Source organism: Methanoculleus sp. (assembly GCF_035363275.1).
GTDB lineage: Archaea > Halobacteriota > Methanomicrobia > Methanomicrobiales > Methanoculleaceae > Methanoculleus.
Genome location: NZ_DAOSET010000015.1, coordinates 2,431 through 25,609, shown reverse-complemented (window position 1 = coordinate 25,609; position 23,179 = coordinate 2,431). Strand labels below are relative to the sequence as shown.

Annotated in this window: 10 protein-coding genes; all 10 read right to left on the bottom strand. The window is 62.4% G+C overall.

The annotated features are described in order from the left end of the window. Positions 1–205 precede the first annotated feature (205 nt). Positions 206–3,394 carry a PKD domain-containing protein gene (locus PLN84_RS04615; RefSeq protein WP_348531940.1) on the bottom strand — a complete coding sequence of 1,063 codons (3,189 nt, stop codon included), beginning with the start codon at positions 3,392–3,394 and terminating at the stop codon, positions 206–208. A 314-nt stretch (positions 3,395–3,708) separates the two neighbouring features. Further along, on the bottom strand, positions 3,709–8,247 hold the full coding sequence (locus PLN84_RS04610) for a PKD domain-containing protein (RefSeq protein WP_348531939.1): 4,539 nt from the start codon (positions 8,245–8,247) through the stop codon (positions 3,709–3,711). 10 nt (positions 8,248–8,257) lie between these two features. Then, positions 8,258–11,797 (bottom strand): PKD domain-containing protein, encoded by a 3,540-nt coding sequence (locus tag PLN84_RS04605; RefSeq protein WP_348531938.1) that lies wholly within the window; start codon positions 11,795–11,797, stop codon positions 8,258–8,260. Positions 11,798–11,933: 136 nt separating this feature from the next. Then, complete coding sequence (locus PLN84_RS04600) at positions 11,934–13,028, bottom strand: hypothetical protein (RefSeq protein WP_292385180.1); 1,095 nt, start codon at positions 13,026–13,028, stop codon at positions 11,934–11,936. Between the two features lie 715 nt (positions 13,029–13,743). Continuing rightward, positions 13,744–17,286 (bottom strand): PKD domain-containing protein, encoded by a 3,543-nt coding sequence (locus PLN84_RS04595; RefSeq protein ID WP_348531937.1) that lies wholly within the window; start codon positions 17,284–17,286, stop codon positions 13,744–13,746. A gap of 448 nt (positions 17,287–17,734) precedes the next feature. Further along, the gene (locus PLN84_RS04590; protein WP_292385183.1) at positions 17,735–18,913 is read right to left on the bottom strand and encodes a hypothetical protein; all 1,179 of its coding nucleotides are present in this window, start codon (positions 18,911–18,913) and stop codon (positions 17,735–17,737) included. 1,184 nt (positions 18,914–20,097) lie between these two features. Continuing rightward, positions 20,098–20,862 (bottom strand): DUF364 domain-containing protein, encoded by a 765-nt coding sequence (locus tag PLN84_RS04585; RefSeq protein WP_292385185.1) that lies wholly within the window; start codon positions 20,860–20,862, stop codon positions 20,098–20,100. A 3-nt stretch (positions 20,863–20,865) separates the two neighbouring features. After that, entirely contained in the window at positions 20,866–21,900 is a 1,035-nt protein-coding gene (locus PLN84_RS04580) for an ABC transporter ATP-binding protein (protein ID WP_292385187.1), read from the bottom strand. After that, positions 21,897–22,589, bottom strand: coding sequence for a GTP-binding protein (locus PLN84_RS04575; protein ID WP_292385189.1), 693 nt, complete (start codon positions 22,587–22,589; stop codon positions 21,897–21,899). The genes PLN84_RS04580 and PLN84_RS04575 overlap by 4 nt, the downstream gene beginning before the upstream one ends. Before the next feature lie 95 nt (positions 22,590–22,684). Continuing rightward, positions 22,685–23,179: hypothetical protein (locus PLN84_RS04570; protein WP_348531936.1), on the bottom strand; the 495-nt coding region annotated here is incomplete at its 5' end.

The following is a 23,179-nucleotide window of genomic DNA, read 5'->3' as shown; positions in this document are numbered from 1 at the left end:
CGCGTCCGGTTTCCGGCGACGGCGATCTGCGGCACACCCCCGGAGCGTCTCTGCCGGGAGGGGTGTCCCCCTTCCGGGTGCGTTACCCGGAGGGGAGCCGTGTTCGCGATCCGGCGACGGGTATGGTTCGACTCTCCCCAAACGTGCGTAAGAGGGGCCCGAACCATACGGATTTTGATCGCCGGATACTTCCGGGGCGGCTTCCTCACGGAGCCCCCGGATCTTTCAGTCCACCCCTGGGGAGGTCTGCATGGCATTCGGCGATCGCATACGGCAAGACGGTCACGTCCCCGATCGTCCTTGACCCGTATTCCCCCACCACCTTCACCGTGTAACTGCCGATGCCGAGGTAGTGGAAGGTGTGGGGCGTCTTCTCCCCGGTGTCCCGGCCGTAGAGGTGTATCTCGGCACCCGACGGTGTGCTCGAGACGTTAAGCGATCCCCAGGTGTAGGGTTCGAGGATGACCTTCATCGTGGCGTCGCAGGCGTCCCCACGGTTGTCTGTCAGGAGGAACTCCTGTTCTGCCGGGATATACCCGGGTTTTGAGACCAGGGCCAGGTGCTTTCCTTCCGATACGTTCTTGATGACGTACGGCGTGGCAAAGCCTGTCCGGAACCCGTCGATCGATATCGCCGCACCCGACGGCACCGATGTCACGAGAACGCTGCAGGGTGCATCGGAGAATGCGGCGTTCACGGTATCGTTCGACTCGACGGTGGCAGGTATCCTGTAACTCCGGTAACCTCCATTGTCGTCGCGAACGGTGATGTACGATCCCCCGACCCCTCTGATATCGACATTCTTCGGGAGCCGGTCGCCCAGGTACCTGCCGTTGATCGAGAAGGGTTTCCTCGCATACTCATTCGACTCGAAACGGATCGAGCGCACCAGGTCAGGGTTGCCGCTCGTGAACGTCACCGGGGTTATGCTGTTCTTTTCAACCCAGGTCAGCTCTCTATCGGACTCGAACGCGATCTTCGTTGCCTGCACCTTGATGGTATGCCGCCCCTCCTTCAGCCCGTAGATAACCACAGGGGTTTTCTGGTTCGCCTTGTAGTTGTCGACGCGGATCTCCACGCCGTCCGGGGACGATTGGACGTAGACGCCGCCGTGGCAGTTCTGGTTCCAGTCAGGGAGCGGACCCGGGGAGGCCGCTCCGGCCGCCGGAAGTTCGATCAGGATCTCGTCGTCGCGATCGAGCGCGATCGCCCGTTCCTCAGGTCCGCCGCTGTCCGTGTACACCCGGACGGTATGGTTGCCGCCCGGGAGCGACGCAAAGGCTGCCGGCGTCGTCTTCCCGGTATACTCTCCGTCGATGTCGACGAGCGCGCCCGGCGGGTCGGAGAGCACCGAGAGGGTAAACTGCATCCGGGTGATATCGACGGTTGGTACCGGCGCGGGTGTTGCCGGCACCGGATCGGGGGCGAGCACGGGCTCCGGCACCGGGGGAGAACCGGCGGGGATGATGCCGAACAAGGCGAAGAACGCCATGACGGCATCGAGTACCCCTGAGAACGGGGCAGACGCCGCCGCGATATGCCCGAAGGCGAGCATGAGCGGGTTTTCTGTGGTTCCGTCAATTTTTCCCGGCGCACCCGAGACTACGGGGGTGGCCGTCTTCACCGGGGTCGCCGTCGCGGCGGGGGTGGGCTCGGCCTTCTTCCCGGAGATTGCAAAGAGGGAGAAGCCGGGGGAAGCGGCCTCGTAGGTGTGGGTGCCGTTGACGGTGCCGGTCCACCGGGTTTTAAGGGGGGTCCAGGTCCTGTTGTATCGGTACAGGGTGAGGTCGTCGATATCGATCCTGTTCTCCCGTATCCAGGTGTCGGGGACGCTGAACCGGAACACGGCCTCGTTGACGGTGACGTTTGCGCCGCCGGAGGTGATGTTGTAGTACCGGTAGACCTCTCCGGGCGGTTCGGGGACCTCTTCAGGCAGGCCGGTTGGTTCGCAGGAGACGGTCAGGTTTTCCGGGATCTCCGGCGCGGAGATGACGATCTCTTCGATGTCGGGCACCCCGGGCCGGAAGGTCCGGTTCTCGAAGATCTCTCCGGCGAATTCATCAGGGGTTGCGGTGGTGTTCTCGGGGACCGGGGTGGCGGTCTCAGATGAATCGGAACCCCCGCCGCCGCCACCCGGTACGCTGCCCGAACTCGCCGTGATGTATTTCGCCCTGGTTACGCTGTTGCTGCCGGCGGGGTAGGCGACCGTCAGGGTGACGTCGTAGGTGCCCGCCGTCTCGTAGGTGTGGGTCGGGTTCTGTTCGTCGGAGGTTTCGCCGTCGCCGAAGTCCCATTCCCATGCGGTCGGTTTTCCGTCGGAGGCGTCGGTGAAGTCGACGGTCAGGGGAACGGCGCCCGACGTGACGCTGGCCGTGAAGCCTGCAACTCCGGCGGTCACCGTGTTCTCGGTGCTGTCGCTCCCGGCGGCGTTCGTCACGGTGAGGGTAACGGTATAGGTGCCGGGGACGGTGTAGGTGTGGACCGGGTTTTTCTCGGTCGAGGTGCTCCCGTCGCCGAAATCCCATTTCCATGTGGTCGGGACGCCTTCTGATGCGTCGGTGAACCGGACGGCGAGGGGGAGAGCGCCCGAGGTCACGTTCGCGGTGAAGCCGGCAAACGGTGGTTCAGGGGGGTCCTCCTGGCTGTAGATCCGGATCTCGTTGACCCATTTGGGAGAGGTGCCGGCGGCCGAAGGGTAGTCGCCGCCGTAACACCAGTATTCTTCGCTCCAGCACTCTTTCATGTCGGTGTTGCCGAAGACGTGCCAGCCCCAGGGATTCGTGGAGGTGTCGGCGAAGAAGATCAGGCGCATGCCGGCGACGTACCCGGTATCGGGATAGCCCTGGCCCTGCTCCTTTCCTTTCTCCGCGTCGGGCCCCTCTTTTGCGCCGCTGTACCAGCAGAGGACGGCCGGGCCCTGGCGCGGGTCAGGTTCGTAGATGAGCGAATAAGGGTAGGATCTTCTGAAACCGTCGCTGCTGCGTACGTTGATCGTGTCTCCTTCTTTCGCGCCGCCGATGTAGTCGCAGATGTCTTTGATGTCGGTCCCCTTGACCGCCCCGTAGTCTCCCTTGTAGAGGATGCTGATTTTGATGCCCTCATCCGGGTTCCAGGGATCATAGGGTTCGCCGGGACGCTCCTCTTCCCAGACTCCTTCAAAGACCGGGCCCTGGTGGTAGTAGCGGGTGACGCCGTCGCCCTGGATCGGGAGGTTCTTCTCCAGCCAGTGATAGTCGACAGTCGTCTCGTTCAGGACGGTCACCTCATCGTTTGCATACTTTACGACGTGCACCTCGGTGGTGGTGTAACCTGAGGCCAGCACCGGCGCCGGCAGCACGAAGGCCGCCAGCATCAGCACCACGAGGATGATAATTGCCTGTTCCGATCGTTTCATGGGATTCAACTCGCGCCTTCGGGTAGATGGGATTTTCAAGCGATGCCGGGATACGTTGCCCGGAAGTCAAATTAGTTTGGTTTACTTAATCGATTTTTCAACGTTGTTAATCTAAATAACTCATCAGGGTTTTCGTAACCTGCGTCTACGCCGCTCTTTACCCCCGGAGAGGATCGGAGGCAGGGCGACGACTCGATTGTTTCGGGAGGCCGGCCTCCTGCCGGGGTTACCGGCAGGAGGAGTCCTGGACGCCGGTTAACCGGGAGCCCCCTGCCGGAGGGGACTCCCGCACGCCGTCACCCAACGTCGTGAGGTTACTTCCTCGTGAAGAAGACGTATCCTGCCGCCGCGATGATGACGATAGTAACGGCGACGAAGGCCAGCGTCGTCGCGGGGAATCCTTCGGCGGGCGGCTCTTCGACCGGCGGTTCTGCCGGAAGCGTCGTCGTGCCCGCCACGGGCGTTGTCGTCGTCCCGGTGGGTCCGGAGGTTGGTTCGCCGGTGGCCTTCCCGGTCACCGTGATGGCGAAGAGACCGAATGCATCCGCACTGGCAGAGAAGATTGCATCGCCGCCCTCTTCGTCGAGCACCTCGACCGGGATCTGCCTCCAGCCTTCATCGGTGTGCCGGAAGAGCCCGATCTCTTTCGCGGTGCATCCCTGCCCCGCGAGCCAGGCGGTCGGCACTGCGAACCGGAGCTGGAGGGCGCTGAAGTTCCCGGCTGCCGCTTTGTAGAGGTTGGTCTCGATGTACTGGTAGACCGTGCCTGCCGGGGCTTCGGCACCCCGCGGGAGCGAGCCCTTTTCCACGGTCACCATGACTTCTTTGACGTCATCGTCCGCGGTGAGGGCGATCGCCGTGATTGCCGTCCTGTCCATCGGGAAGGTGACGCTATCGCCTATCTTGAGGTTGCTTGCCGCACCGACCGATACCTGGGAACTGCCGCCGCCGCTGCTCCCGGAGGAGGCGGGGGCCGGCGCGGGACCGGCCACGGCGCCAAGCGCGAACGCGGAGAAACCCTCCGGCGAGACGGCTGTAAAGACCATCATGCCGTTCTCCATCCCTTCGTAGGTCGTCTGCAGCACCGAGCGGTTGCCGTCGTCGCCCAGCCGGAAGATCCGGACGGTATCGATGCCGCCGTTTGCGTCCACCCAGCCGGGCGAGACCGTCAGCCGCAGGACGGCATCGCGGATTGTGTCGTTCCCCGTGAGGTTGGTCTTCGTGAAATAGACTGCATAGGCGATGCCGGCGAGCTCGAGGTTCTCGTCCTGTGCCGCGAGGACGAACGCCGTATTCGCCGTGTCGCCCGGCTGATCGTAGATCGACGCCGTGATACCGAGCGCGGGGTTGTAGCCGTTCATCTCGGCCTCAAAGGATACCGAGACGTTGCCGGCGTTGCCGACCGTGGCGTTGACGGGAGCGGACTCCAGGTGGACGCCGGTGACGTTGCCGGTCGATACGCTGCCGTTGGCGGTGAGCCCATCGGTCCGGATGGTGACGGCAAGACCGCCGCTCTGCAGGAGGATGTCGTTACCGGTGACGTTGCCGGTCCCGGCGGTGGCGTTGAAGGTCACCTGCTGCCCGCCGCCCTCTCCGGTAGTGATGTTGACTGCACCATTGCCGAGGGTGAAGTTCTCCGCCGCCTGCGGGGGTGCCGCCGGGATCTCCTGGACGGTGACGATGCCGGTCGCGCTGCTGCTCCCGGCAGAGTTCGCGGCCGTCAGGGTGACGGTGTAGATGCCCGCGGCCGTGTAGGTGTGGACCGGGTTCTGCCCGGCGGAGGTCGCCCCGTCGCCGAAGGTCCAGGACCAGGCAGTCGGGTTCCCCGTTGAGGTGTCGGTGAACCGGACGGCGAGCGGCACGTTGCCGCTCGTGACGTTTGCCGCAAAGCCGGCAACCGGGGCGGGGCCGGCGGGTTTTTCGGTTACGGTGACGATCTTCGTCGCGCTGTCGCTCCCGGCGGCATTCGTGACGGTGAGGTTGACGGTGTAGGTGCCGGGGGCGGTGTAGGTGTGGACCGGGTTCTGCCCGGTCGAGGTCGCCCCGTCCCCGAAGGTCCAGGCCCAGGAGTCCGCACCGGTCGAGGCGTCGGTGAAGGCGACCGCGAGCGGTGCGTCGCCGGACGTGACGTTAGTGGTGAAGTTCGCGACCGGTGCAACCGGCCTGGTCGGCTGGAGGTCGACGTGCAGTTCGACGACGTAGATCGAGTTCTCGACCGTCGGGAGGTCCCAGGAGCCGAACTGGCTCGTGTCGCCGAACCAGATGTAGTAGGTGCCGGACCCGGTGATGTAGCCGTTCAAGGCTTTCTTGAACTTCTTGTCATCACCGGTCCCGAGGGTCTCGTAGAACTTCCACTTGTAGTCGTCGCCGAAGTTCCGGGTCGGGTAGGTGACGCCGTCCATGGTGAGGGTCAGGAGCGGTTTTCTGTCGCTGTAGCCCGCGTCGCTGTCGGCGTAGGTGTAGACGTAGCCGGCGGCGGCGAGGATGTTGAAGAACGTGTTGCCGCCGTAACTGACGCCGTCGACGACGATCGGCTCGTCGGCGTAGACCGTGACGGAGGTGTTGAAGACGATCGGCTCCGGTTTCGTGATGACAATACCGATCTCTGCCGAGGAGCTCCCGTGCTCGTTGCTCACCGTCAGGTTGACGGTGTAGGTGCCGGCCCTGCCGTAGGTGTAGTTAACGTCCTGGCCGGTGACGCTGCCGCCGTCGCCGGTCTCCCAGAGGTAGGTCAGACCGGCACCGGTGGCGGTTGCCGAGAACTGAACAGGAAGACCGATCTCATAGGTGCTGCCCGGTGCCGGGGAGACGATCGTCACGCCGGTCGGGGCGTCGCCTCCGCCGCCGGATTCGGTCACGGTGACGATGAGGGTCCGGGCGTTGTTCGTGCGGTTGATGTCCGGGACCTCCGCAGCCGGGTCGACCGCAAGGGCGAGGGTCGTTTCGCCGGCGGCTGCCGGGGTCCAGGTGAAGGAGACCTTCGCGGTCTCGCCGGGAGCAAGCGCGCCGACGGCGGCGGTGCCGATCCCGGCGGAGCCTGCGGTGAGGGTCGCGGTGCAGGCGCCGGAGGCGGCATCCCCGATGTTCTCGACGGTCCCGTTGACGCTACAGGCGGTCCCGACGACTGCGCCGCCGGGGACGGTCAGCCCAACGGCCGCAAGGTCGGCCCGGGGCGGGCGGGTCATGGTGTAGGTCTCAAAGACGCTGCCCGGCGGGTAGACTTCGAGGACGTTGGCGTCGTCGGAGAGCCGGGCAACCCTGACGAACCCGGCGACGGCAGTTCCGTTCGGGTGCAGGGTGACCTTCGTGTAGCCGAGGGTGCCCTCGAGGCTGGTCTGGTAGCCTTCGGGCCTCTCGTCGCCGAGCCGGTAGAGCGGGCCTGCGCCGGTGCCGGCGACGACGTAGTTGATGCCGTCGACGAGGTAGCGCTCGTAGGCGTGGACGTGGCCGTTGAAGACGGCCGAGACGCCGGCATTCTTCATGGTCTCGCCCCACGTGCGCAGGAGGATCCAGCCCCCTGTGCGTTCGGGGGTGGAGGAGTAGGGCGGGTGGTGATGGGCGACGAACTTCCAGGCCGCGTCTGAATCCAGGTCGTCTTTGAGCCAGACGGATTCACGGTTGATATCGACCCAGTTGTTGTCGTCGAGGATGGCGAATTGGGCGTCCGAACAGGTGAAGGAGTATCGCTGGGGCAACCCGAAATTCTCGTAGTAGGCGGTATGGTTCTTCTCGTGGTTGCCCATCGCGGTGTAGATGGTGGTGTTTCCGAGCATCCGCCCGCTGTTCCTGAAAAAGTCGTTCCACTCGCCCGCGCTCTCGACGCCGTTGACCTGGTCGCCGGTGTGCAGGACGAAGAGCGGGTCCTCATCGGCGATCCGGTCGGCGACGAGCTTAATGTTCGCCGGCCTCTGGGTGTCGCCGTAGACGATGAAGGTGAATCCGCCGTCTTCGGGGAACGTCCGGAAGGTGTGGTCGCCCGTGGTCGTGTTGCTCGCGGCGACGCGGTAGTGATAGAGGGTGTCGGGGGCGAGGTTCTCAAGCGCGACGCGGTGGAACGCGGTTTCTGCCGTGTCGGCGACGGATTTCTCGTATCCACCGTTTGCGCTGTAGTAGGCGTCGTCGGCGTACTCGACGGTGCCGGCGACGGGCTCCTGCGCCATCCAGTTGATGAAGGTCGCCGTCGTGGTGGTGCCGGTGAGGTACGGGCCGCGGACGATCTCTACCCCGCCGATCTCCCGGACGGTGATGACCGCCGTCGTGCTGCTGCTCCCGGCGGCGTTCGCGACCGTGAGGTTCGCGGTGTAGGTGCCGGGCGCCGTGTAGGTGTGGGTCGTATTCCGGTCGGTTGCGTTCGCGCCGTCGCCGAAGTTCCAGGACCAGGCGGTAACGTACCCTGTCGAGGTATCGGTGAACCGGACGGTGAGCGGCGCCGGGCCGGAGGTGACGTTCGCCGTGAACTTCGCGGTCGGTGCCGTCACGGGCGCCTTAACGGACAGGTCGAGGCGGATCACTGCGCCGGGCGTGAACGGAGCGGTCTGCTCCGCTGCCGCCCCGCCGACGAAGAACGCTATCGTCTCTCCTTTCAGGTCGGAGGTCGCCGTCACGAGCAGGCGGTTCCCCAGGCTCCAGTCGGGATCGCCGTATCTTCCGGCATCCGCCACCTCGACGGAGCCGTACGCGGTATCCCCTATCTTCGCGGTGATGACGGTCCCGGCGGGTGCGGGAGAGTCGCCGATCGTTACGTTCCCGTAGAATTCATGGGGGAGAGCAGGGGGTACACTCCCGGCCGCCGCCGCCGCACAGGCGACGAGGCTGATGAGGAGGACCAGTGCAATACCGTGCTGTGGTTTCACCTTCTCACCTTCAGGCTCCGATGGCAGCGAGCGTCTCCGCATCGGTCATGTAGATCCAGTAACCCTGCAGGGGCTGCATCGGGCGTTCTTCACCGTGGCGGCCGGTGGCGCCACGGAGGATCGACACTCCGTACTCCTGGGCCTGTGTATCGAAGCCGATGAGCGTGGTCCAGTTGTCGCCGAGCGACAGCAGGGAGGTTGCCGCGGACCGGGGTTCGGTGCCGGAGAACCCGATCGCGTTCCAGCCTTTGGCGAGGTTCTTTTCGGGCGGGAGAGTCGGACCGTCGGCAGCGTAGGTGAGCGGGATCGAGTAGGTCCTGTTCGCGTAGATCCAGACCCCGTCGAGCGGCCGGAAGGTTGTCGTCGAATTGGCCATCGTCCAGCCGTTTATGCCGTCGTAGAGCAGGATCGAGTGATCGGCGGTATCGACGCCGTTAAAGATCGCAAAGGTGTTCGCGCCGTTAACGAGACGTTTCGGGGTCGAGACGAAGTTCCAGCCCGGATGAAGGGTGAGGGTGTCCGTCTCGCCCGGCTCGGTATCGCCGGAGCCGGTCACGGCGATGGTCCGCGTCGCGCTGCTGCTCCCGGCGGCGTTCGCGACCGTGAGGTTCACGGTGTAGGTGCCGGGGGCCGTGTAGGTGTGGGTCGTGTTCCGGTCGGTCGCGTTCGCGCCGTCGCCGAAGGCCCAGGACCAGGAGTCAGCACCGGTCGAGTTGTCGGTGAACGCGACGGTGAGCGGCGCCTCACCGGCGGTCACGTCGGCGGTGAAGTTCGCGATCGGGGCGGTGGCGTATTTGTCCACCTCGATGACGACTTTGTCGATCCACTTTGCCGACCAGCCTGTGGTTGCGTCTTCCCACGTACCCCAGGCCATGTAGGCATCGTAGATGCCGAAGATGTGCAGGCCCCAGGGGTTCGTGGAGTTGTCGGCGAAGAAGATCAGGCGCATGCCCGGGAAGTAGCCGGTATCGGTGTAGCCGACGCCCTGGCCGTCACCGCCGCCCGCGTTGTACCAGCAGAGGACGGCCGGGCCCTGGCGCGGGTGGGGGTTGTAGACCCATTCCTGCTTGAGCCCTGTTTTATAGCCGTCCCTGCTGTCCAGGCGGATAAAGTCCCTTTCGGAAGCGCCCCCGACGAGGTCGCAGATGTCCTTGATGTCGGTGCCCTTCACGGCGCCGAACCTTCCTTTGCCCTGGAAGACGCTGTTCCAGTTCTTCTCCTCCGGGTCCGGGTAGGTGTCATCGAAGATCCACCACTGGTGGTAGTAGTTCGTTACGCCGTCGCCCTGGACGGGGAGGTTCTCCTCCAGCCAGCGGTAGTCGACGGTCGTCTCGTTTAAGACGGTGCCGTTTCTGGCCACCTTTGCAACGCGCAGGGTGGTGGTCCCGATATCCCTGGGCTCGAGCACCCGGATCTGGTCGATCGGCTCGGTCTTCACAACCGTGTCGCTCCCGAAGGGGCCGGTGACGGTGAGGGTGACCGGGTAGGTGCCGACGCGGGTGTAGATGTGGACCGGGTTCTGCTCGGTCGAGGTGTTGCCGTCGCCGAAGTCCCACGCCCATGCAGTCGGGTTGCCGCCGGAGGTGTCGGTGAACCGGACGGCAAGCGGCGGCAGCCCGCCGGTCGTGTTTGCGGTGAAGTCTGCCGCCTTAGCGTTCAGCGCGATGCAGTCGGCCACGGTCGTGCTGTTGGTGCCGACGGCGTTCGTAGCGGTGAGGGTGACGGTATACTTTGCCGGGTAGGTCGCGGGAGCAGCGTAGGTGTGGACCGGGTTTTTCTCGGTCGAGGTCGCGCCGTCACCGAAGTCCCACGCCCAGGTGTCGGGGGATCCCGACGAGGTGTCGGTGAACCGGACGGTGAGCGGGGGCGAGCCCGAGGTCACGTTGGCACTGAAGGATACGACCGGGGGCGCGGGGGGATCGCTACCGTCGATCCGCACCTCGACGACCCGGTCCGGCGCGGCGTCGGCGCTCGAAGGGAGGGTGTCGTTGTAGACGGCGTTTGCTTCTCCCCAGCAGACCTTCATGTCGGTGTTGCCGAAGACGTGCCGGCCATCAGGGTTCGTGGAGGTGTCGGCGAAGAAGACGAGGCGCAGGCTGGAGGTGTAGTCTGCTGCGTCGCCGTCGTACCAGCGGAGAACTGCCGGACCCTGCCTGGGGTTGGGCTCGTAGATCGTTGCATACGGGTAGGCGATCGCGGCGCCGCCGGAGGTGTTGACGGTGACGGTGTCGCCTGCGCTCGCGCCGCCGACGTAATCGCAGATGTCGGCGAGATCGGTGCCCCTGACCGCACCGATGTCGATGAAGTTGACGGTCTCTTCGGGGTTCCAGGGGTTGTACTGTTTATACGGATACCTCTCCTTCCAGGCCGCTTCGGTGATCGGGCCCTGGTGATAGTAGCGGGTGACGCCGTCTCCCTGGACCGGGAGGTTTGCCTCCAGCCAGCTGCGGTCGACCGTCTTTTGGTTCAGGATGGTTATTCCGTCGTTTGCATACTTCACGATGCGGAGTTCGGCGGCGTCGTCGCCGTCTCCTCCGGACGCGGCCGCCTCAATCCCGCTCATCTCCTTTGTGTCGCTCCCGGCCTTGTTCGTGGCGGTGAGGGTGACGGTGTAGGTGCCGGGTTCCGTGTAGGTGTGGACCGGGTTTTTCTCGGTCGAGGTAATGCCGTCGCCGAAGTCCCATTCCCACGCGGTCGCGACGGGCATGGAGGTGTCGTTGAACGTGACGGCAAAGGGCACCGTACCGCTCGTCACGTTCGCGGTGAAGTTTGCAACCGGGGGTTCGGGATCGTCCTGGCTGTAAACCCTGACCTGGCTGACCCACTTGGGGGAGGCTCCGGCAGTCGAGGGGTAGTCGCCGCCGTAGCACCAGTATTTTTCATCCCAGCACTCTTTCATGTCGTTGTTGCCGAAGACATGCCAGCCCCAGGGGTTTGAGGAGGTGTCGGCGAAGAAGATCATCCGCATGCCGGCCATGTACCCGGTATCCGGATAGCCCTGGCCCTGTTCCATCCCTTCCTGCGTATCGGGGCCGGAGCCGTTGCCGCTGTACCAGCAGAGGACGGCCGGACCCTGGCGCGGGTCGGGGTCGTAGATTATCGAATACGGGTAGTTCTTTGAAAAACCGTCGCTGCTGCGTATATTGATCGCGTCTCCTTCTCCGGCGCCGCCGATGTAGTTGCAGATGTCCCGGAGGTCGGTCCCCATGACCGCTCCGAAGTCCGCCTTGTAGAGGACGCTCATCCGGACGTCCTCGCCCGGGTTCCAGCCGTCGTACGCTTCATCGGGGTGGACCTTCTCCCACTCCCCTTCGAAGACCGGGCCCTGGTGGTAGTAGCGGGTGACGCCGTCTCCCTGGATCGGGAGGTTTGCCTCCAGCCAGTGGTAGTCGACGGTCGTCTCGTTCAGAACGGTCAATTTGTCGTTTGCATACTTTGCGATACGGAGTTCGGTGGTGTTGTAGTTTGCCGCCGCTACCGGCGCCGAGAGCACGGCGGCGGCCAGCAGCAACACCATGAGCGTGATAATTACCTGTCTTGATTGTTTCATGGGATTCAACTCGCGTTTTCGATTTTTCTCCGGGTTTTCGATGGTCCTACGTTCGTGCGGAGATCCTGCCCCGGTAGATCCGTCCGGTCGCGGCGACCGGGACCGCGCAACCCGGAAAAATACAAAAAGAGGGGCATCATTGCTTCCCTCTGAGATACACAAGGCCTCCGATGACGGCGCCGATCAGGAGCACCGCCCCGATACCGGCGAGCGGCCAGGACGGTTCCCCGGGCGAAACGGTCTGCTGCGGTTCCGGTGCCGCCGTCGTCTCCGGGACGGTCCAGGCCAGGGCATAGATGCTGAAGTGCCCGACCTCTGCGGTGATCGTCCGCGTGGCGGGGTCCACGGTTGCGGCAATCTCCTGCCATGCCTTCGAGGCGGGGTTGTACCACATCACCGAGAGCGTCGCGCCGTCGCCGATCCCTGCCCACTCTTCCGCGGAGAGGGTGTAGGTGAGGACGGCCGGCGGGTCGAACGTGGCCCCTGCAGGGCCGCAGTCGAGGGCGACGGCAACCGTCGTTCCCGGCGGCGCTGCCGGGACTTCGGCTGCAGCGACCTTGCTGCAGGTCACCTCGCCGAGCGGGTTGCCGTCGGCGTCAAGGGCGGCGGTGCCCTCCCGGATCGTCACGGCGCCGGTCCCGTCAGCGGTCCTGACAGTCACGGTGCCGGCCGCAGACGTGGCAAGGGAGGCCTGCCCGGGGGTCTGCACCGCGGTGGCGGTCGGCGTGTACCGGGTCCCGGTGCTGCTGCCGCCACTGCCTGAAGTGTCGATGTCGGTATCGCTGCCGGTGCCGCTGCTCCCCGCGACGCTCAGGTCAAGGACCGTCACTACCGCGGGCGTGAATACCACGGTCTCCTGGGCGGCGACCCCGTCGACGTAGAACGTGATCGTCTCTCCCGCCCGGTCTTCAGTTGTCTTCACGAGCAGCCGGCTCGTTTTGGACGGATCGGGATCGCCGTATCTTCCGGCTTCCACCACCTCCACCGAGCCGTACTCGGTACCCCCGATCGTCGCCGTGATCACGGTCCCGGCGGGTGCGGGGGAGCCGCCAATCATCACGCCCCCGTAGAGCTCCTGGGGTATCGCAGGGGTGCCCCCGGCCGCCGCCGCACCGGCGACGAGGCCGAGGAGGAGGAGCACTGTGATACCCGGTCGTATTCCCATCCTCCCCGCCTCTTTCCGCCGATGGCAGCGGGCGTGTCCGTCCCGGGCGAGCAGGCCAGGTAGCATGGCCGGATGCAAGTAGCTGTTTTTCATCATATCACCTGAATGAAGAACCAGAAGGTCGGGAGTCAGCGAGGTGACGGCTCACCGCGGTCGCCATAGCGCCTCGTCGCCGTTACCTCGACCGTCGCTGCCGCAAGGAGCACCAGGACGATGGCCGGGCAGCAGGCTGCCGGAAATCGCCCTCGCTTTTGGGAATACGTCGCGTCTCATGCAATAACTCCCGGAAGCCGGGCCCTACGGCAGGCCGGCCTGGTTAGAGATCAATTACATGTCCTAAACTTAAGCATTGTGTTAAATATTTTTCGTTTACGGCACATGATATACGATAAGGGTTATGCACGGCACCCGGAACAGGGAAACCGGGGCGCCGGATCCGTGATGGTGCACGTGTTCCCCGATCGCTGTTTTCGCCTTCGTGGTTGCGCAACTCCCCTCCGATCCCGCGGACCCGCTCTAAACCGAAAACGGTCCCGCACCCACCGGAGAACGCCGGACGCCGGGGCTCCCGGTACGCGCGGACCTCCGGGCGGCTATAACGGGTTTCAGTCGTCCACGATCGGCGTTTCGCTCAACAAAAGCCACTGCGGGCGTTGCCGGTCACGAAGCAGATCGACGAAAAACATAAAACCCGATCTTTCTTTCCGGGGCGGACGTGCAGGGGGGGAGGGGGTGCCTCCCCCGGCCGGAGAGGACCGTGCACGTACCCAATCTCAACGCTCTATCCGCTGATGGCGGCGAGGGTGTCCGGCCGGGTCATGTAGATCCAGTAGCCCTGCGTGGGCTGCATCCGCCGTGTCTCACTTGCCGAGGTCCGGATGATCCCGGCCTCGTACCGCTGGTCGACCGCGTCGTAGCCGATCAGGGTGGCCCAGCGGTCGCCGAGCGACAGCAGGGAGGTTGCCGCGGACAGGGGTTCGGTGCCGGAGAACCCGATCGCGTTCCAGCCCTTGCCGAGGTCCTTCGTGGGCGGGAGGTCGGGGGCGCCGGAGGCGAAGGCGAGCGGGATCTCGTAGGTTCCGTTCGCGTAGATCCAGACCGCGTCGAGCGGCCGGAAGGTGTCGGCCGGACCCATCATTTTCCAGTCGTACTCGAGCCCGTCGTAGAGCAGGATCGTGTGGGCGGCGGTGTCGACGTCATTGAAGATCGCATAGGTGTTCGCACCGTCGGCGAGGCGCTTCGGGGTCGAGACGAAGTTCCAGCCCCGCTGGAGGACGATGGTGTCCGTCTCCCCTTCGGCGGCCTCGGTCACGGCGATGGTCTTCGCCACGCTGTCGTTCCCGGCGGCGTTCGCGACCGTGAGGGCCACGGTGTAGGTGCCGGGAGCGGTGTAGACGTGCTCCGGGTCCTGTTCGGCGGAGGACGCACCGTCGCCGAAGGTCCAGGACCAGGAGGTCGGGGTGTTGGTCGACCGATCGGTGAACTGCACCGCGAGCGGGGCGTCGCCGGACGTGGTGCTCGCATCAAAGCCGGCGACCGGTGCGTCCGCGGGTTCGGAGTCAACGATGTTGAGCGTGGTGACGATCACGTACCGGGCGCCGCTCGGGTCGGAGTTGACGACGTTGTAGTCGCCGTAGACCGTGTAGATGGTGGTGCCGTTTGCGAGGACGACGTTCGGGTCGTACTTCGTTGCGGCAGAGGTCATGCCGTCGAAGGACCGCCAGGCAAGGTCCGCCGTCGCGTTCTGGACGTTCGGGTAGCAGACCCCCTCGGGGGTGGTGATGTCCGTCAGCGAGTAGGTCGGGATCGGCTTCGAACTCTTCCAGAGGTCGAAGATGAAGCCGCTCGCGTTCAGCATGCCGCCGACGCTGGTTGCCGGGATCTCGATGTAATCCTCACCGGGCGTGTAGCCCCCGGAGCGCGGGGAGATGGCGGCCATGATCGTGCTGCCGTCAACGATATCGACCGTGCCCTGGTACAGGACGATGTAGGGAAGGTCCGAGTCGACGATGGTGATCCCGGTCGATGCTTCGGCCGAGCCGACATCGTTTGCCACGGTCAGGGTGATGGTGTAGTTGCCGGCCGTCGTGTAGGTGTAGTCGGTGGTCTTCCCGGTGACGGTATCGCCGTTGCCGAGGTCCCAGGTGTAGGTGAGGTTGTCGCCGGTCGCGGTTGCCGCAAGGTGCACCGGGGCGCCGACGGCATAACTGCTGTTCGATAACGGGGAGATGATCGTCACGCCGGACGGGGTGCCATCCCCGCTGGGCCGGGTCGGCAGGAGGGTGACGTTGAGTTCGACGACGTAGGTCGAGTTCTCGACCGACGGGAGGTCCCACCAGCCGAACTGGCTCAGGTCGCCGTACCAGATGTAGTAGGCGCCGGATCCGGTGATGTAGCCGTTCAAGGCTTTCTTGAACTTCTTGTCATCACCGGTCCCGAGGGTCTCGTAGAACTTCCACTTGTAGTCGTCGCCGAAGTTCCGGGTCGGGTAGGTGACGCCGTCCATGGTGAGGGTCAGGAGCGGTTTTCTGTCGCTGTAGCCCGCGTCGCTGTCGGCGTAGGTGTAGACGTAGCCGGCGGCGGCGAGGATGTTGAAGAACGTGTTGCCGCCGTAACTGACGCCGTCGACGACGATCGGCTCGTCGGCGTAGACCGTGACGGAGGTGTTGAAGACGATCGGCTCCGGTTTCGTGATGACAATACCGATCTCTGCCGAGGAGCTCCCGTGCTCGTTGCTCACCGTCAGGTTGACGGTGTAGGTGCCGGCCCTGCCGTAGGTGTAGGTGACGTCCTGACCGGTGGCGTTGCCGCCGTCGCCGGTCTCCCAGGTGTAGGTGAGGTTGGCGCCGACGGCGGTTGCCGCGAACTGAACCGGAAGGCCGATCTCATGGGTGCTGCCCGGGGCCGGGGAGGTGATCGTCACGTCGGATGGAGTCGCCGGAGCGGGCTCGACGAAGACGATGGTTCCGTTCCGCCACGGGCCCGTCCACGGACCCATGATGGGGTAGTTGTCGTAGCGGTCGGTGTTCGTGTACTTGTCGTGGCCTATGAACACGGGGGTGTCGCCGATGCCGTTGCCGTCGGCGTCGATGCCGGTGTAGCCGCTGTAGTAGTTGCCGACGTAGCCGGTGTACCCGACACCGTTGTAGGTGTAGGCGACCTCCTCAGGCGAGTGACAGATGTCTTCGCCGAGGCACTGGACGCTGCCGACGAAGGTGTTGGCCCAGATGTAGTTGTCGTGGACGTTGTCTTTCGCGCAGATCTGGTCGGCGTTGCCGGTGCAGGTGTTGTTGTAGACAAAGTTGCCGCAGGCGTCGTCCCTGAGGCTGATGCCGCGCTTGGTGTTGCCGTGGCAGGAGTTCTCGGTGATCGTGCAGTTAGTGGCGTTGCCGCCGAGGTGGATGCCGTTGTAGCACCCGCCGCCGCAGTCGTTGCCGATGATCAGGCAGTCGTCGTAGCCGACGCTCTCGATCGAGGCGACGTGTTCGTTGGTCGGGCCGCGGGTCGTAAAGCCCCTGACGGCGATGCCGTCTGCCCTGAGGTCGAAGACCGGCTTCGCGGGCACGGCGGCGGTGACGGTGACGCTCGCCGGGCCGTTCTCGGTCATGAGGGTCAGGGCCCTGTCGACGAGCACGTTCTCGGTGTAGGCGCCGTCCTTCACGACGATGGTGTCGCCCGCAGCGGCGGCGTCGACCGCCGCCTGGATGGCGGCGTAGTCCCCGCCCTCACCGACGTACCAGGTCTTCGGTTCGGGAGCCGGACTGGCGATGACCCCGTCCTCCCACGCTCCCGCTAAGGGTGCGTGGTCGGTGCCGAGACCGGACGGGAGGACGTGGGGTGTGTCGAGGATGCCGTCGCCGTCGGCGTCGGACGCGGCGTAGCTCGACCAGAAGTTGCCGACGAAGTCAGTGTGCTCGACGCCGTCGTAGGTGTAGGTGACGGGGGCGGTGGTGTTCCAGGAGATGTTAACCGGGGCGGTGGTGCCAGCGTGGAGAGCGACACCGGAGACGTTGTTGTTTTGGTGGATCCGGTTGTTCTCACCAGCGTCACGGAAGTAGAAGGCGTTTCCGTTGCAGGTACTGTCGAAGGTGTTTCCGGCGATGGTATTATTGGTGGTCGTTGTGTCTCTGAGGGTGATGATCCCCTCTGTAGATGTGACGTTGATGAACGTGTTATTGATAATGTTGCAGTCTGTCGCATCCCTCAGTCGAAGGATAAAAGCAGGGGCTCCAAATTCATTTCCTATCGCATCTATAATCGTATTGTTCTCAAATGTGATATTGGAACCTTTCGGCGACATCCGATCCGTCATTCCAATTATCATACAGTTCCGGATAATCGAATCCGATGCAGGACCATAATTTCCTAACTTAATAACACTACCCGGGTTGACGAAGGTGAACCCGTCAAGGATCGTCCCTGTGGCATCTTGACTGCTGTCAGACGGCACCCTGGGACCTTCGCCCCCATTACAATCCAGGATAACCAATTCGTCACCTGGAAGGGCCTGAATGGTCAGGTGTGGTTTCCCAACCTCAAACCGCGAATATGTCCCGGGCAGGACGTAGATTGTATCGCCGGACGAAGCGGCGTCGACTGCCGACTGAATAGTTGTATAATCTGTTATGTTGGCATCGTTGCTGACGTAGAGGGTCGCCGGGATCGTCGCCGATACTGGGAACACAATACAGAGCAAACCAAGTACAATGGCAAGAGGTAGGTATGCTTTCATTATATCACCTATAATTGGAAAAATGGTTAGAGTTGGTTGACTAGAGAGTATACTTGGAATTCGTGTTGTGATGCGTCACCACGAGTTTCACATAGTCGGTTGCAAGAGTTGAATCATCTCCATCCGTTACACTCTTCTGCTTCACGAGCACCGTTACATTACCATCGACGACATAATTGCTTATGCCAGAGGTAATGGCTCCTGTGAGTGTATCTTTTACACCGAGAGTAGTTTCGTCCAACGAACTATATCCGCTGCCATTCCAGATGTAGAGATCAACTCCATTAGTACTACCAGTGCCGGCGCCAGCCCATGTTACAGCAAGCTTCTCTATATTGTCTATATTCTCAGAGACATTGAAGACGAAGCGATGGGCGGCGTAGTAACCAGCCCCACTATTGGTCGAGTATGATGTGCCGTCATCGTCAGCGATTGCCGATGTGCTGGTGAACGGCGTGCTCGGATCGGTGGCACTGCTCGGCAGGCCGGTCACACCGCCCGCGTAGGCGTATCTGGTCGTGTCGCCGGTGGTGTTGAAGTCATACCGGTGCGGCGGGTAGATCTTAAGGTCGCTGATGGACTTCACCGAGAGGCCCTTTGCCGAGGGATAAAGATCACTCGGATTATACTTGTCCTTAACAATGACCCAATACCACGATGCCATCGAATCGCGCATGTCCGCATTGGTAAAGTTCAGGTCGCTCGGCGTGTAAAAGAAGAGCCTTATCCCGTCCGCGTAATCGGGGACGGTATGCGTCTCGTTCTGCCAGGAAAGGATCATCTCGCCCTGGCTGCTGTTCGGCGCGTAGACGTTGGTGTAATTAAAGTACATCCCATAGCCGTCGGATGCCGCAACCTTGATTTCGTCGCCCACGCTCATCCCGCCGACCCGGTCGGTAATGTTGCGGACGTAGGTGCCGTTCTGCTCGCCAAAGCAGGCCATACTGCCGCTGGTATACGTCCACACGTCGGTTGTGTTATCAAAGATCCCGCCCTGCATATACAGCAGGCCGTTGCTGTAGATTGCCGACAATCCCTGGAGCTGCGCGAGGGTCAGGGTCTCCGCATCCTCGGCAGTCGAGTAGTTGTTGTCGCAATACTTCGTTACGCTCACCTGTGTGGTCGTCGCCGTTGCCGGCGCCGCGAGGAACACTAAGGCGATGATCAGGCAGCAGGCTGCCGGGATCGCCCTCACTTTTGGGAAGACATCTCGTTTCATGGTTACTCCCGCAAGCCGATCCTTACAGCTGACCAGCAGGCCGGCTTGACAAGAGATCAATCACATTACCTGAACTTAAGCCTTTTGTTAAATATTTTTCGTTTATGCCACGTGAGATGTGATAAGGGTTCTGCACAGCACCCGGAACGAGATACCGGGGCGCCGGATCCGTGATGGTACACGTACTCTCCGGTTCACCGTTTTCGCCTTCGCGGTTGCGCAACTCCCCGGCGATCCCGCGATCCGCTCAAGACCGAAAACAGCCCCGCACCGCCGGGGGGGCGGAAGACCCCGCGGGACATCGACGGGCGGGTCGAATCCACGGCAAAAATAGGGAAAAAAGCCGTTGCCGCCCGCAAGAGCGGCGGAGCCGGGCACCGGAGGTCCCGGCGCGCGCGGGCGCCCCGCGAGAGCGGCGTTGCCGCGAGAGAGTCCAGCGGAATCAACGAACACCGACGCTCCGGACCGGTGTTTCGCCCGCCGGCCGGGAGTCGACCGCCGGGCATGCGGCACGGGAGCGGACAGGTGCCGTGTCCCGGATAGAAAAGGAGAACAGGCCCTTCTCAGCGCCAGGAAGATCCCGACCGCGAAGAAAGGGAGCCAGACAGCCGGGGGCGGCGCCGATCGCCGCCTCGACGACCACCCGCGCATCGGCGGGACACCTCATACACGCAGACTTAAGGTATGGAGATTCGCGGAAATACCGCGTGAACAGTCCTGAGCGGTCGAGACGGGGGAGAACCGGTCTCCGGCAACCGCTCTTCATTTTCGAACCCTCCGGCTTGCCCATCCGGGGAGGAAGTTTCCGGTCGACCTCGTGACGGGCTTCTGCAGGCCTAACCTCCAGGTACGGTACTACGTTAACTTCCTCCTCTCAGTCTTTCATCTGTAGCCCTGCCGGCCGGAGTCTGGAGCAGGACAGTTTGGGCAAGCGGTTCCAGGATTGGAATCGTCGGATGCTGATTCAGCGCCGCGGCAGCATAAACGCAACGTCCTTTTGGAAGTCGTCCTGAATAGGGGCCGCAACCTTCGATACGCGCTTGCCGGTTGCCGGACACGGAGGGTTGCAACCCCAGAGGAGCTCAAGTCTTCTCAAAAAGAGGCGAGCGGGATCTCAACAAAAACCGTTCGCGTGGCGATTGTGAAAGAACGGCACGTTCATGAACGATACGCCGCAGTCTCCCTTAAACCTCAGGGCGAAGATACTGCACCTTCATTCCCGCTCCGAAGATCCTCTGGCTCTCCGCCCCTGCGACGATCCGTCTGGCAAGCGCAACATCGGTCACGACGAAACCGGATAGATCGGTCACGCCGTAATCGAAGAAGACCGAAGAAAGAGGAGTTCCCGGACCGACGATCGTCACCCCTTCTGCATTCTCCGAGAGTTCGAGAAGCCGCGGCATGCTCTTGTCGCCGATGGCGGCACAGGTCAGGAACGCATAATCGCATTCCGGCAGCAGATATTCGCAGGCGGAGTACGGATAATCCCCGTCTTCCGGGTCCCATTCAATGATACTCAGGTCACAGACCGGGGCAATCAGTTTCTCGAGGAACGGAAAATGGCCGACGACACAGACCTTCTTCCCCTTCACAAGGTTCTGGGACTTGATGAACGGGTCTTTCAGCCGCTCCTCAACCCGCTTCTTTTCCGGAATCTCTATCCCTGCACACCTCGCAACATCCGGGTGATTGTACCACGCGTCGATCGCCGAGTGGCCGATGGATGCCTCCAGCAGGTTCCAGGACTTCACGCACCCGGCCACCTCTTTTAACGACTTTCCAATCCTGTTCTCGGTCATCATCGGGGCACGCTGGACATAACCCCGGTATGCTGCAAGACCGATGTTGCCGTTTGCCCCGACATACGTCATCTCCCCCCCGACGACGATGTCGTCGACGACGATATCGTCCGGGATCTGCTCGATCAATGCGTCGTATAACTCCCACATACGTCATATCTCCTGGAATTCCGGAATACTCTCTTTTGCAACAATTCCTCCTCCCCGGAGCTGATTGCGGATATCGAGGAGGACGGAATCGATCGCCTCGATCTTATGAAGCGTCTCTTCTTCTTCTGCGGTCGTTTCGATCACTTTTGTAATCCCGCCGTTTCTGATGACGATCCGCTTGTCGGCACGGAGGGCGAGGAGCGGGTCGTGCGTCGACATGAGGACGATCTTCTCGTTGCCGACGAGGAGCTTGACCGCTTCCCGCCGGTCGATTCCTGCATTCTCCAGCTCGTCGATGAGGATGATCGGGGATGAACCCAGAAGAGCGGTATCGGCAATCATCAGCGACCGCGACTGCCCGCCGGAGAGCTGGGTGACCTTCGTATCGAGCGTGAACTTCTCACCGGCGAGGGAGTTGGCAACCGCAAAACACTTCTCCACGACCGCGGCGGACCCGGCGATCATCCGGCTTTTTGCGTGCATCTCCAGAAATTCCTGCACGGTCAGGTCCATGACGAAGTTCATGTTCTGCGAGAGCTGGGCTACCAGTTTTCCTCCGGCGACAAATCTCTTGTCGGCATCGGGAACCGAACCGTTGATGAGGATCTGCCGTGCGGTCGGCGTATCGCGCTGGGCGAGGCACTCGATGTCCTCAAGCAGCCTGCTCTTCCCCGAGCCGGTAGGACCGACGATGCTCACGACCTCGCCGGGTGTTATCGTCAGCTCGACCATCTCGGGTCTTCCCGTCTTATTCCGTCCGCCGAGAATCGTGATGGAGGAGATTGCCTCATCGGGTCTCTTAACCCGGGAAAATGCCTCAATAAATGCACAGAAGTGGAATATGACCTCCTCGCGATCGAGCCCGAACTCTTCAAGCATATCCTCATCGACATCCTCCAGGATCTCAGGAAGCGTCTTGGTTTCATCGACTCCGCTCAGCCGTATGTTGGCGAGGTAATCGGCCGCAAGGGGGTAGCGGCGGAGGATATCACCGATTGGAACGGCGGAGACCTCGGCAACATAGTCAAGGGCGCTCATACGTCGTCAAACTCCATTCTTTTGACCATCCCCATCTGGTACATCTCTCCGATAAGGGTCTCGCCGGTGCAGTACGAACAGATGGCGGCAGGCATGGTGAACCTGAGTTTGCGGTCGCGAAGCGTCCGGATATCAAGGGCATCCTGCCAGTAGCGGGCAAGCAGAAACGCTCCCTGGCCGGTGATCCCGTTGACGAAGAGAACGGTCGCCGATGCATTGACCTCACGGATATTGAAGGCAAAGACCTCGCGTTCTGCCTGGGAGACGATATCTCCCTTGGTGACGACGACGATATCGGCATACTTCAGCATCGGGCCGATCTTTCTCGGCGTGTTGACGCCGGAGAGATTGTCGATGACACATACCGACAGGATGGCGTTCACGTACGGCGAACACCGGTTGCAGAGGCCTGCACTCTCCGTAATAAGAACCGACAGCCCTTTCTTCATACCCCATTCTACCGCCCCTTCGACATTGCTGACGAAAAAGTGATCCGGACAGATCTTTCCGGCAAAAGCGGTCTGATTGGGTATCTGCTGTTCGTCATAGCGCTGGTGATCGAAGGAGGTGAGCGAGTCGAACTTCACGACCCCCACGCTCCCTTCGGGTAGCCCGAGGGCTGCGATGGTTTTGAGGATGACGGAGGTTTTCCCCGAGGACGGAGGCCCTGCAACGGTAATCAGCTTCATAGCAACCGGTGTTTTGCTATGGGGTGCGGCCATGTATAATATTTTCTAAAAATAATCCCTTTAAGTTAAATGTATTTAGTTGAAATTATGATTGTTCACATATTGTTTCCGGTTTCGACTGCATTAACGCCCCGATGAAATGATACGCCGCAGGCACAGCCGGTGGAACACTGTTCATCCCGATCGCTGCTCGTCGAACTGCTCAAACAACCACCAAAAAAACGTGTATAATCTGCGCGATCGACGATACAATCATGAAATATGCGGCAGTGCTCGAACCACAAGAAGAGGGGGGGTTCACCGTTCGGTGCATTGAGATCCCGGGAGCGACCGGCCAGGGTGAAGCGCTTGCCAACACCAAAGAAGCAATAGAACTCGTTCTTGATGTGCAGCGGGAAGAACCGCACAGGAAGACAGATTGGCATCCTCAAACAAGCCGGGATTGATAGTGAAGAGAGTGCGCCCGGCCCCGGTTCACTCTTCAAGGTTACGCTCTCCGGATAAAAAGAGAAGATCAGATCCTTCTCAGCACCAGCAGGAGCCCGATCGCAAGGAACGGGAGCCAGACAGCCGGGGGCGACTGTTGCACC